This window comes from Clostridium sp. LS (assembly GCF_002760435.1).
Lineage (GTDB): Bacteria > Bacillota > Clostridia > Clostridiales > Clostridiaceae > Clostridium.
In genome coordinates this window covers 1-13,865 of sequence record NZ_AUUU01000083.1, presented here as the reverse complement: position 1 = coordinate 13,865, position 13,865 = coordinate 1, and the positions used below count along the sequence as shown (strand labels likewise).

The following is a 13,865-nucleotide window of genomic DNA, read 5'->3' as shown; positions in this document are numbered from 1 at the left end:
GGTGATTAAAATATCCTATTAAATCTATAAAATGTAATTGGAAATATTACTTAATTACAAGGAGGATATAAAATTGAGAAAAACTACAGGAAATGATTTTACTATTGGAGATATAAAGAAACATATATTGGGATTCGCAGTGCCAATGGTAATAGGACTATTTTTGACAATGGGTTATACAATAATAAATACTATTTGGATAGGAAATTTGCTTGGAAAAGAAGCTATGGCAGCTTCTTCAGTAAGTTTTCCGATTATATTTATTCTCATCTCTATAGCATCAGGTTCAACTTCGGCGGTATCTATATTAATATCTAGAAATTATGGAGCAAAAGATTTTAAAGCGATTAACAAAATAATAGAAACCTCTTTTTCTATGTTTTCTATTGTAGCAATAGTGCTTATAGGATTAGCGTTTATATTCAAAAATGAATTGCTAATACTAATGGGAACTCCAAGTGAAATATTCAATATGGCATCTAGTTATCTAGAAATTTTACTTTTTGCTACATTTATTAATTACATGTACTATGTTATTAATTCTATTCTTTCAGGGGTGGGGGATACTAAAACACCAGTAATTTTTTTGATATTATCTACGCTTATAAATGCAATATTAGACCCAGTTTTTATAATGAAATTTGGACTGAATGGAGCGGCAATGGCATCTCTTATTTCAGGATTTTTTGCTATTTTGATAGCTATAATTTATTTAAAGAGAAAAAAATTTGAGATAGATATGCTGCCTAAAAGATTTAATTTAGATAAAAGGATAATTGAAGAAATATTTAAAATAGGAATGCCTTCAACAATACAACAGTGCCTAATGCCAATTAGTCTTATCTTTATAACATCTTTTATAAGTAGATTTGGTGCTGATGCTATTGCAGCATATGGTGCAGCAAGTAAGGTTGACTATTTAGCAATAATGCCATGTATGGCGGTTGGAACAGCAGCATCAGTTATAACAAGTCAAAATATTGGTGGAAATAAGCTGGAAAGAATTAAAGAGGTATTTAAATGGGGAGCAATTATAATTTTTTCTACAGTAGCATTAATATCAGTATTAATTGAAATTTTTCCTAAGGAAATTCTTCTAGTGTTTGCAAGAGATTTTGAGGTACTAGATATAGGTTCATCGTATTTAAGAATTAATGCCATAGGTTACCTAGTATTTAGTATAAGTTTTATAACTAGTGGAATTATAAATGGTTCAGGAAAAACAACAATAACTATGATAATATCAGCGGTTTCTTTATTAATCATAAGAATACCATTATCTGATTTTATGTCTCAAAGCAGCATGGGGCTTGAAGGAATATGGTATGCTATTTTAATTACTTATATATTTACTAGTATTTGTGGTATATTATACTACCTATCAGGAAAATACAAAGAGAATCTATTTAAAGATAAAGAAAGAGTATATTCATGAAATAATTCTTGTACGAAATAGAGTAAATCACGAAATCATAAGGCATATTTATAATTTTAAAATAGTATAAATGAAACAGTGTGTAAATTATGAAAGAGAGAGGCGTTACTATATGAGTATTATAAACAGCTTTTATGTTAAATATTTAGAGAAGTTTGATGATATACCCTTTCGTGTTAGATTTCAAGATAATGAAGAATATATTATAGGAAAAGGTGCACCACAATTTCAGATAATAGTTAGGAATGAAATAAGTAAAACTGAATTGCTTAAGAGTACATCCTTAGCACTTGGCGAAGCTTATATGAGAGGCGATATCGAAATAACTGGAGATTTATTTACGGTATTAAATTTATTTATTAGTCAGATAGATAAATTTACAGCAGATGCGAAATCCCTTAAAAATTTACTTTTTACATCAAGTTCAGCTAAAAATCAAAAAAGTGAAGTTCAATCTCATTATGACATAGGAAATAACTTCTATAGCCTTTGGCTGGATGATACTATGTCTTATTCATGCGGATATTTTAATTCTGATAATGATAGTTTGCATGATGCTCAAATAAATAAAATTAATCATATATTAAGAAAACTTAATATTAAAGAAGGAATGAGCCTTTTAGATATAGGATGTGGATGGGGTTCTCTTTTAATCGAAGCAGCAAAGAAATATAAAGTTCATGGTCTTGGAATTACTTTAAGTGAAGAACAATTTAAAAAGTTTAATGAAAGAATAAAAGAAGAAAAACTCGAAAATTTGCTTGAAGTAAAGCTTATGGATTACCGTGATTTGGCTAAGAGTGGAAAGTCGTTTGATAGGGTCGTTAGTGTTGGAATGATTGAGCATGTAGGAAGAGAAAATTATGAATTGTTTATGAAAAATGTTGATGAGGTTTTAAAACCACAAGGAGTATTTTTATTACATCATATAAGTGCACTTAAAGAATATCCAGGTGATCCTTGGATTAAGAAGTATATTTTTAAAGGTGGGGTTGTACCAAGTCTTAGAGAAATAATAAACATTTGCGGTGACCATCAATTTTATATAGTAGATGTTGAAAGTCTTAGAAGGCACTATGTGAAAACACTTTTATGTTGGAGAGAAAATTTTAATAAAAATAGAGATGAAATAACTCAAATGTTCAATAAAGAATTTGCTAGAATGTGGGAACTTTATCTATGTGCTTGTGCAGCAACATTTAATAATGGAGTAATTGATCTTCATCAAATATTAATAACAAAAGGAATAAATAATGATATCCCTATGACAAGAGATTATATGTATACTAACATGTAAACTAAACTTAAGTGTGTGCAAACAGAAATTAGGTACATGTGTATTCCATAGAGCTATGAAAATCTCGCTGGAATGTTCTAAATTAGTGGTTGTACCCATTTCTACTTGTTCCAATTATTCATTGGACAAGTAAAAATGGAACAACCGCCAATTAAGAACATTCAACAGCTTATTTTCAAATGCTTATTTCATACACATGTACCTAATTTCTATGTTTAGATGCACGCTTAAGTCTAGTAATGTTATATACGATTCTAACAATAAGTGGAGTTAAGAATTTATTTAGCTATAGGCATCCGGCATTATAATTTGACTTATTATATGAATATACCTACATACTTACTTAATCCTATGTGGGTATCTTAAGCAGAAATATTTATTATTTCGTTAAGTTACCCCATAAGTCTAGTTTACATGTTGTTTATCTATAGACTTAGACAAAGTATGTAATTAAAATAAAGTTCCTGTTCAAATAATACAATTAGAAAGTATATACTTGAACAGGAACTTTATTTATGTTTCAATAGGTTTGTGTATTATAAATTTAGTTTAAGACTTTAGGTAAAATTTATCAATACGTTTTACATAATGTTAACTTAGATTTTATAAAAGAAAAATGTAGTTTATTATAGACTTAAAATTATAGAAGGAATGATTAAATGATATTAATGATAGATAATTACGACTCGTTTGTATATAATCTTGTTAGATATTTTGAGGAAATTGGTGAAGAGGTAGAAGTTGTTAGAAATGATAAGATTGATATGAAGAATTTAGATATTAGCAAATATTTAGGGATTGTTATTTCGCCTGGACCTAAAAATCCCAAAGAAGCTGGTTTGTGTTTGAATATTCTTGATAAATTCAAGGGCGATGTACCAATTCTAGGAATATGTTTAGGGCACCAATGCATTGGACATTATTTTGGCAGTGAGATTGTTAAGGGAGAAAAGCCAATGCATGGTAAGATAAGTGAGGTAGAGCATAATAATAAAGGAATATTTTATGGAGTTAAGAATCCCCTTAAAGTCACAAGATATCATTCTTTAGTAATTGATAAGGAAAAGTTTCCCGAGGAACTAGAGATTACAGCAGAAACTTCAGATGAAGTAATTATGGGAATTAGACATAGTAAATTACCTATATATGGTGTTCAATTCCATCCAGAAGCAGAGCTTACAGAAGAAGGTCACAAGATTCTTGAAAATTTTGTTTTAGAGTGTAGGGCACATTCTAAAAAATAACAGGTTAATATGCTAATATATTTAACTCGTTATTTTTTCGTGTGATCAGGAGGTTTAAAAATGATAGATTTTAGCATAAAACAATTAGATACATATTATGATCCATTTTATACATATAGTCTTTTTAAAGACAACATAGATAGCATTTTTTTAGATAGTTCAAAGGCTGATAAATTATTATCAAAATACTCATTTATTGGGCTGAATCCATATAAGAAATTTAGTTCTAAAGGAAGAAGTATATCAATTGATAATGAAGTGTATGACAATGTTGATCCATTTGAAGCTTTAGAAAAACTAATGGAACAATATAAGGTTGATATTAATAATATTAAAACTTATAATATTCCTTTTATAAGTGGGGCTATTGGTTATTTTTCTTATGATATAGGAAGGATTATTGAAGAGCTGCCTGATAATTCAACAGAGGATTTCAGCATCCCAGATAGTATCTTCATTTTCTTTGATAATTTGATTATTTTTGATTTACATAATAAGAAAACTTACATAACTGCTGCTGGGCAAATAGATAAAACAACAAAAAGCATATTAAAAATTGAAAAGACTTTGGAAAATTATAATGAAGAAGAACAAGTAAAGTTAGAAAGATCTACGAATATTTTTTATTCTAATTTTAATAAAGATAAATATGAAAAGGCTATAAGCTCGCTTAAAGAATACATTGTAAGCGGAGATGTGTATATAGCTAACATGACGAGGCAAATATGGTGCAATAATTATGAAGATTCTTTTAAAATATACGAAAGATTACGAAACAGTAATAAGGCTCCTTTTTCGGCTTATATGAATTTCGAGGACTTTCAAATAATAAGTTCTTCCCCTGAAAGGTTCTTATCAATTATTGGTGGTACAGTACAAACAAGACCAATTAAAGGAACTAGACCTAGGGGGAAGAATAAAGAAGAGGATGAAAAAAATAAGAAAGAACTAATAAATTCTGAAAAGGACAAATCAGAACTTTTAATGATTGTTGATTTGGAAAGAAATGATTTAAGTAAAGTCTGCAAGGCTCACTCTGTAAAAGTTACTGAACTTTTTAAGCTGGAAGAATACGAAACTGTATTTCATCTTGTTGCAACTATAGAGGGGAAGTTAAAAGATAATGTATCAGCAGTAAAGTGTATTAGAGAATGTTTCCCAGGAGGATCTATTACTGGAGCACCTAAAATAAGAGCAATGGAAATAATAGAAGAACTTGAAAAATTAAAAAGAAATATTTACACAGGCTCTATAGGGTACTTTGATTTGAGAGGTAATAGTGATTTTAATATTGTAATTAGAACTATTGTTAAAAAAGATAATAAGGCTTATTTAGGTGTAGGCGGAGGAATAACTTGGGAGTCTATTGAAGAAGCTGAATGGTTTGAAACAATAGATAAAGCAAAAGCCTTGATGGAGGAATTATAATGAGAAATATAATTTATAAAAATGATAGAGTACTTGCAGATGAAGGATTATTTTTTGGAAGAGGCGTATTTGAAACTATACTTTGGAGAGATAAGCCTGTTCTTTTAAATGAGCACCTTGAAAGATTAAAAAAAGCAATGATAGAAATAAACCTAATGTCTCTTGAAGAAGCCGCTTTAAGAGAATATTTGGGCAAGTTAAATATTCAAAATAAGGCAGTGAAGATAACTGTTACTCCTTTAAATATTATAATTACTGAAAGAGAAATTAGTTATAAGAAAGAAGACTATGAAAAAGGAATGTCATTAAAAATTTCAAAAGTAAGGCGAAATAGTACTTCAAGATTATGTTATATCAAGTCTACATGTTATATTGAAAATTTAATAGAAAAAGAGAATGCTAAGAAATTAGGCTATGATGATGTTATATTCTTAAATGAAAATGAATATGTTACTGAGACAAGTTGTGCAAATATATTTATTTTAATAAATAATGAAATCTTTACTCCTAAGCTTGAAGATGGATTACTGGATGGAATAATACGAAGTGAAATTATTAAAGAATTTAGTGTTAGTGAAAAAAGCATTACTATTGAAGATTTAATAAATTCTGAAGAAGTAATTATTACAAATAGTTTAATGGGTGCAATGTCTGTAAGAAGGATAAACGATAAAATATACGAAAGTAAAAAAATTAGTCATTTATTTAATGAGAGATTAAGAGTTAGTAAATAAATAAAAACTTGGAAGCTTATTTGTGGGCATTCCAAGTTTTTTTATTGCTTGCCTTAGTATTCTAATTGATGGTTTTAATATTATATGGTAATGTTACTATGTTTTGATGGATATGGAAATTAATTTGAAAAAATTTTGTTATTAAGTAAGTATTTATTTAGATAACTAGGCTCAATTATGATAATATATAGGTATAAGTAACATAATATAGCTACGGAGATTTTTATGGGAAAAGATAATTACATATTAAATATAATAGACGAAATAATAAGCATTTTAGAAAAAAATGAATATAGAAAAAATAGATACAATAACGATATAGAATGGTTTGAAAGAAGAGAAAAAATATATAAAAGTAATGCAATAAGAGTTGCGATTATGGGAATAACCAGTAGTGGAAAATCTACTTTAGTAAATGCACTCCTTGGCGAAAAAATTTTACCTATGGCAATAAGACCAAGTTCTAGTATTATAATTACAGCCTCCAAGGGAGAAAATAGACAAGCTACTGTATATTTTAAGGATAAGGCGCCAGAAATCTTAAGAGATAATAATTTTAATGAGGATGTTATAAGTCAATATGCTGATGAAAGCAAAAACCCAAATAATAGATTGAATGTTACTCAAATTGATGTTAAAACTCCTAATTTTATATTAAAGGAAAATATACATATTATTGATAGTCCGGGACTAGATGCTTGGAATTTAGAGAACCATGAAAAATTAACTTTGGAAATACTCCTTCCAACAATAGATATCTGTGTTTTTGTAACTACTGTTAAAGCTAACAGTGATGGAACCAATGCAGAAAAAATTAAAATTGTAAGTGAAAAAGAAAAGCGCATAATTCTAGCACAAAATATGATAGATTCTATTGAAGAGAAAATAGGCAGGAATGGAATAATTGAAGAAGATAAGGCTACTATTTTAAAAAAGCATAAAAAGAGAGCAGAAAAATTATTAAGAGAAGTTACTGAAAATGAAGAAAAGTACGATGTTATTCAAATATCAGCTCTTAATGCATTAAATGGAATTTTGAATAAGGATGAAAAAGTATATGATAGTTCTAATTTTAATGGGTTCATCAATACTATAGAAAACTGTGCTGATAATACTATTCCAAGGCTTGATGGACAGAGAGCTATAAGTCTTATAGACAAAATAAATAACATAATTGCAGCTGATAATGAGATTATAAAAGGAAATGACTTAGATGCTATCGAAGAATTAATTAAAGTACAGAGTAAGGATATTGATAAACTTGTAAATGCTTTTGAAAATGCGCAAGAAGAGATATTCGCTAAAATAGGTGCAATTGAAGAAGTAATTTCGGAAACCATAAATGAAATTACAGCAGTATCATCACATGCTGTTGAAGATTACTTTGATGTAATTGATAGAATTAATAACAAAAATTTATATATTGAAAGCGATATATTAAATATAGTTAAAAAGTATGAAAAAGAGAAGAAGAAAATATATGATAAACTCAATTTAGATATAAGATTTTCATATATTCTGCCTAGTGTTGAAAGTAAGAACGTAGAAATTAAGCATAAGTATGAAGAAAGAACTATGTTATTTAAAAAAGACGGGGTACTAAATAAGGGGAAAAGATTCTTATCAAATATCTTTGATAGAGAGTGGGGTTATAAGGAAGTAGGATATGATGAAAAAATAGTTGATAAAGATGCGACAATAGAAATGGCTAAAAACATATGCAATCAAAATAAAATTAGATACATAGATATTTTAAAAGAATGGGGAAATCAGTACAGAAAGACCATAGATATTTTCTATAATGAAGTAGATAAAAGAGCACAGGAATATGAGGAAAAGAAAAGCAAAAATATAGAGCTTTATGATATAGAGGAAGTAAATAAAAGCTTAGCAGCCATAAAAGATGAGCTTTTATCATTAAAAAGCCAAGAACAAAATGAAGCAGCTATAGAAATTAATAATTACGAAAAAAAAGTATTTTATAACATTCCTAAGCTGTACTACAATCTTTATACGTTAAGCAATAAAATATATGAGGAAAATTATCTGCTTATTGGAAAATACATGAGAAACAAGTCAAAAGAGAAAATAGAAGTTTTTTGGACTTGGGATATAGATTCTTGCATAGAGTTTGTTTCGAGGATCTATGGGGTTAATTTTAATGATGAGCAATACGAAATAATAAAAAAAGAAGGAATATATAGTTTTCAAAACATAGTGATTATTTATGAATTATGTGAAAATAAACTTGATTTTCATAACAAATTAAAAATAATAAAGGCAGAGCCACTTAGCGTATATATTGTTTTTAATGGAATTCAAATAGGTAATTCTAAGAAGCAAATATTAGAAAGCAGATATTTAAATTATTTCTTTAAAGATAATAGTAATTTCGTGGTCAATCTGGTAATAGATTCGAGCAGAGAATTTATAAATGCAAATAATGTACAGGAACTTTTATTAGAGGTTAAAAGCTTAGAAAAGAGCATACTTAATAGGTATGAGAACATTAAACCTAAATATATGTTAATTAATTCTAAAAATCCAATATATAATATGGCACTAATAGAAGGACAAGAAAAAGAACAATTTTTAATTAGTGATTACAAAACAGTAAAAGAAAAGCTGTTTGAGAATCCACTATCCAGAGGAAAAGAGGAAAAGGAGACTTTAGAAGCGATTTTAAGTTACTTCTTAAATATAGCAAAAGATGCGCGATAAAGAGGCATATTTATAAGCTATAAAGATATTAGATAGACAAGGAGAAAAGGAGTACAGTATGGAAGAAAAGTCAATTTTAATTCAAAGTGATGAAGTTACAAAGAACATAATGAGCGAAATACAAGATGATATGATAAATTTAATTTCCAAAGTATCTAGAAATATGTCAGAAGAGTTTGTGGAAAAATTAAAGCCAGTTGAAAAGAAAATTAGCGATTTAAAGGGTAACTTTCAGGAATTTCAAGAAGAACAATTTGAGGAAAAGCTTGAGGAGTTAAATAACAGTATTCAAAAAATAACAAAATCTATAGAGACAACTATTGATGAAGCAATTAAAAAGAGTTTAGTAGAGCAAAATAAGGTATTATTTGAATCTATAGAAGAACGTTTAGCTATATTAGGGCTTAAAGTAGTAAAGGATGCTGCAAATAATAGAGAAACAATTCTTAGTAAAATAGATGAAATTCATGTAGATAAAATTGAAGAAAAGGTGGAATCAGTTGAAAAATCCTTAGAAGGAAAAGTTGAAGCTTTAGAAAACTCTATAGACGGAAAAGTTCAATCATTAGAAAGATCTATTGGAAATAATATTGATAGCAGTAAGAGTTTAATTTTAGGAAAAATTAAGATTATTGATGACAAAATTCAAGATAAGGATATTATAATAGATTTAATAAACAAATTAGAAAATGGACTTAATGAGAAGATAGAATATATTCAAGAAGAAGTAGAATGGGGAAATAAGTCATTCTTTGCTAGACTTTTTGGGAAGAGGAGATAACTTACAATGGCATATATTGATTTGATAAAAGATGAAAGATTCAATAGGTTAATAGAAAAATATCTTAATAATAATCAAGAAATAAATTATACAGAGTATTTTAATCATTTTGTTGAGAACTTAAATAAAAGGGAAATAATCGTGCCTGTACTAGGAATCCAAGGAGCAGGAAAAAGTAGTTTTTTAAATTCTATTTTAATGGAAGACAATACGTTGCCTACTGATGTTGATGAAACAACTTGCGTACCAGTTGAAATTCGGTACGGAGAAAATACAGATGAGGCTATTGTATATTTCTTTGATGGTAGTAAAAGTATTATAAAAATACAAGAATTAGAAAAGTATGTACATAATGATTATAACGAAGCTAATAATCTTAAAGTGTCTAAAATAGAGTTACATAATAAAAGTGAAGTTTTAAAAGAAGATATTGTTCTTGTGGATTTGCCAGGGGTTGGGAGTTTAACTCCGCAAAATCAAAAAACTACTTTAGAGTATGTAGAAAAACTGGCAGCTGGAATTTTCATGATTAGGACAAATCCTCCTATTACAAGAACTGAAAAAAATTTCATAAATGCTTTGTGGCCAAAGCTTTCTAATACTATTTTTGTTCAAAACAAGTGGAATGATGAAAGTTTAGAGGATGCCAATGAAGCAAGAGAGCATAACGAAGGTGTATTGAGCAGTATAAGTTATGCTCATAATGATGAGAGAGATATAGCTGTAAACATTGTAAATGTTTATGAAGCAGTTAAAGGAAAATTTACTAAGGATGAAGCAGCCTATAATAATTCTGGAATAGTTAAGGTAATAGAATTAATAAAAAATATTTCAAAAGAGTATAATGAAGATCTAATAAAGGCCTTAAAGTTGAGAATTGATGAAACTTTAAAAAGTGTTGGTGCTCAAATAGATACTTATAAAACTCTAGCATTAAATGAAGGCGAACAAAATGAAATAGAAAAGGAAGAAAGAATTAAGGAAATTAAAGATATACTCTCAGAAAATAAAAGAAAAATAAGAAGCTGTAGATCATATGTTGAAGAGGAAATGGGCAATATTGTAGATAATTCTTTCAAGATAATAAAAGAAAATATAGAGAATTTGAAAATTGAACTTAGAAGAATTATTAATAAAGGAATAGTTGATGGAAGCAGGTTAAGCTTAATATATAAGGAAACATCTGATAAAGCTATAAATGATATAATGGAGGAAGTTTTAGCAAATATCGGTGCATTTATAAAAAATATTAACACTGAACTTGAAGGCATAAAAATAAAAAACTTTGATGGAAGATATGAAAATATATCATTTTTCAATAAAAAGAGTTCAATAAAATATGAAAAATCACTTCCAACAGTGCTTGGAGTATCAACAGGATTAGTAGGTACTATTGGAGCGGTTGGAATCCTTGGAGGGCCAGCAGGAATACTTGTAGGTATGGGAATAAGCTTGACATTTTCACTAATTGGAGACCTAATGAAAAAGAAAATAATTGAAAATAGAGCAAGCTATACTTTAAAAGATTTAGAGCCAATGATAGAAGATTTAGAAAAATATTTAAAGGAAGAAATTATTGGAGATTTAATGGCTAAGCAGCAGGAAATAGATGATTCTATGAAAGAATTGAGAATTAATCTAGAGAAGAATTTCAAAGATGATATTGAAAATATAGAAAAGCAATATGAGACTGCCTATAATAATGAGCATACTTTGGAATTTGAAGAGGATTCAAAAATTTTAATGAAATTAATAGAAGAATATAAGGAGAAATAATGATGGACATATTTAAAAGCTGTGTAGAAAGGCAGAAGAGAATTGATAAAGTTGTTGATGCACTTGAAAATGATGATATAAAAGCTAGAAACTTACTGATTAAAAATAGAATAATAAATCCAGCTCATTATGTAGTTATGTTAGGTGAAACAAGTTCAGGAAAAAGCGCATTAATAAACAGTATCTTTAATAAAAAGATACTAACTGAAAGTGTAAAGCCAACAACAGGTGTTGTTACTGAAGTTATTATTGGAAATAACTATGAAGAAACCTTAGTAGCTATAAATAATGACTTTAGCATGGAAATTTTAAATAGCGGTAAATTTGCTGATTTAACATTGAAACCTAGTGTAAATTTAAATAGATTAAGGTATATTGGGCCATGTAAGGATTCAAAATACGAGGGAATGAGACTTTTTGATACACCTGGTTATGGTTCTTTAATTGATAGACATGAAGAAGTTCTAAAAGAATTTATTCCAGAAAGTGATTTCATTGTGTATGTTGTCTCTTATAGAAGTGGAATTGGAGATGATGATTTTCAGTTTTTAAAATTTGTTGGAGAAATTATAAATGATAATGTAGAAGTAATATTAGCAGTAAATATGTGTCCTCAAGATATTACAAAAGATAATAAAAGGATTAGTGAAATTACAAAAAGTGTTAATGAATGTCTCCATAAGGATGCTGAATTATTTTTGATAGAAAGTAATAGTGAAAAAAATCCAAGTACTGATATGCTTTGGGATTATATTTATAAAAAAGTTACTGACCCTAGCAAAAAGGAAGAACTTTCAGAAACATTAAAAAGCTATCAAGATTATATCTTGCGCGAATGTGATATAAAAATAAATTCAAGAATTGCGGATATAGAATGTGAAAAAGAAACTGCTGAAGAAAAAATTAATATAATAAAAGAATTTTTAAATCAAAAAGAAAGGATATTAGAAGTTATAGAAGATGGATTTACAAAAATAAAACTAAAGTCTATAAAGCTAATAGCTAAATCTGATTTAAAAATAAAAGAAGATATTCGCAACTATATCTATGATGAAAGTAAATGGTCTAAGAAGGAAGAAACTTTTACATTAATGCAGCATTACTTTGTACCAAAGCTTACAAATGAAGAAACTGAAAATCTAAATACTTATATTGAAGATGAAGTAATTAGTTTAGATAGAAGCATTGAAAATATGCTGAATACGGAAATCATTAAGTTAAAAGAAAGTGTTAAGATAAATACTCCTTCTTATAGTGAAGTAGTAGATGGAATTATTGAAAAACATAGAGGGGATGCTGTTGGACGAGCTACCAGCGAAATGTTCAGGAAAGCATATAAAGGAAAAGTAGGGGAAGTTGAAAGGGGCTATGCTTCCAGCAAAAACTTGAAGAAACTTGTAGATGTTTTTGAAAGATCAGCTATTGGAGAAACAAATAATAATTTAAAGAATTTATTAAAAACAATAAGAGCAACATCTTTAAAGGGGATTACAGAGTCCTTAAATGTATTTACAGATTCGATATTTTTCCTTTATGATTCTTTGACTTGGCAGAACAAAATAGAGGAAATATCAATGACTGCAATAGATAACTGGGCTAATAATGTTGAGAATTCAATAAGAAAACATATAGATGAATTAAAAGAAAGCAACAAAGAAGAAATATTAGCACTATTTCATGAAATAAGTGAAGAATTTACAAGCAGCCAAAAAGAACTCGAAAACATGAGTTCAGAACAGCTTGTTAGACTAAAGAAAGAAATAGAATTTTTGCTATATAAATGCATACTTATAAATTTAACTAAATAAAATTGGTGAATGCCTAAATGTTTGATAAGAAAAACATTTAGGCATTTATAATTTGGATACAACAACTGGAGCCTAATTTAGCGTGAGATTAATGGAAAGATTTGAGGAATAAAAATGTTTTATTATATAAGCGTGATCAAATAAATAAAACAAAGTATTTGATTTTATAGAAAACCTTTAATTCAGGGGATGAACTATATTAGGTGTTTTAGATGATTAAAGACAGCAACTCTATCTAGCGTATCATCATGCGCAATAGTTCGAATAATAAAGAATTATTATAGAATCTAAGAATAATTTTAGATAATAGTGAAAACATAATAAATAAGAGTATATAACAGATGTTAAGATAAAACACGTCGCAAACGACATGCAAAATAACAACTTAAATCTTATAAAGTATCTCAAAAGGATATTAAAAGAGTTTTTTATAAAGTTGTTGACAATGTCAAGCGGTGATGATATGATTGAATTCCTCGCTGAGAGGTGATAAATAAACAACTTATTAAAGCAGTAAGAATTTATGAAAATTAAATTCAAAAAGTTGTGAAAAAAGTTGTTGACAAGACACTGAGGCGATGATATACTGAGTAAGCTGTCAGAAACGACAGATACTTGTAAAGCCCTGTAACAAGAGGCTT

General features: G+C 28.1%; 9 protein-coding genes. All 9 read left to right on the top strand.

Features of this window, described 5'->3' with window-relative positions:
• Nucleotides 1-73 precede the first annotated feature (73 nt).
• The 9 genes from COL3_RS18190 to COL3_RS18155 all read left to right on the top strand — a co-directional run bounded on the left by COL3_RS18190 (nt 74) and on the right by COL3_RS18155 (nt 13,224).
• Nucleotides 74-1,435 carry an MATE family efflux transporter gene (locus COL3_RS18190; RefSeq protein WP_008423498.1) on the top strand — a complete coding sequence of 454 codons (1,362 nt, stop codon included), beginning with the start codon at nt 74-76 and terminating at the stop codon, nt 1,433-1,435.
• A 112-nt stretch (nt 1,436-1,547) separates the two neighbouring features.
• Nucleotides 1,548-2,732 (top strand): cyclopropane-fatty-acyl-phospholipid synthase family protein, encoded by a 1,185-nt coding sequence (locus tag COL3_RS18185; RefSeq protein WP_008423500.1) that lies wholly within the window; start codon nt 1,548-1,550, stop codon nt 2,730-2,732.
• Between the two features lie 659 nt (nt 2,733-3,391).
• On the top strand, nt 3,392-3,976 hold the full coding sequence (locus COL3_RS29375; RefSeq protein WP_008423501.1) for an aminodeoxychorismate/anthranilate synthase component II: 585 nt from the start codon (nt 3,392-3,394) through the stop codon (nt 3,974-3,976).
• 60 nt (nt 3,977-4,036) lie between these two features.
• Nucleotides 4,037-5,404: an aminodeoxychorismate synthase component I gene (pabB, locus tag COL3_RS18180; RefSeq protein ID WP_008423502.1), complete on the top strand. Its 1,368-nt coding sequence runs from the start codon at nt 4,037-4,039 to the stop codon at nt 5,402-5,404.
• Nucleotides 5,404-6,138, top strand: coding sequence for an aminotransferase class IV (locus COL3_RS18175; RefSeq protein WP_008423503.1), 735 nt, complete (start codon nt 5,404-5,406; stop codon nt 6,136-6,138). The genes pabB and COL3_RS18175 overlap by 1 nt, the downstream gene beginning before the upstream one ends.
• A gap of 225 nt (nt 6,139-6,363) precedes the next feature.
• A complete protein-coding gene (locus COL3_RS18170; protein ID WP_008423504.1) occupies nt 6,364-8,859 on the top strand; it encodes a dynamin family protein in 2,496 nt (831 codons plus the stop codon).
• Nucleotides 8,860-8,917: 58 nt separating this feature from the next.
• Nucleotides 8,918-9,640: a hypothetical protein gene (locus COL3_RS18165; protein WP_008423506.1), complete on the top strand. Its 723-nt coding sequence runs from the start codon at nt 8,918-8,920 to the stop codon at nt 9,638-9,640.
• 6 nt (nt 9,641-9,646) lie between these two features.
• Nucleotides 9,647-11,416 (top strand): dynamin family protein, encoded by a 1,770-nt coding sequence (locus COL3_RS18160; RefSeq protein ID WP_008423507.1) that lies wholly within the window; start codon nt 9,647-9,649, stop codon nt 11,414-11,416.
• A 2-nt stretch (nt 11,417-11,418) separates the two neighbouring features.
• On the top strand, nt 11,419-13,224 hold the full coding sequence (locus COL3_RS18155; protein ID WP_035283373.1) for a dynamin family protein: 1,806 nt from the start codon (nt 11,419-11,421) through the stop codon (nt 13,222-13,224).
• Nucleotides 13,225-13,865: the final 641 nt, after the last annotated feature.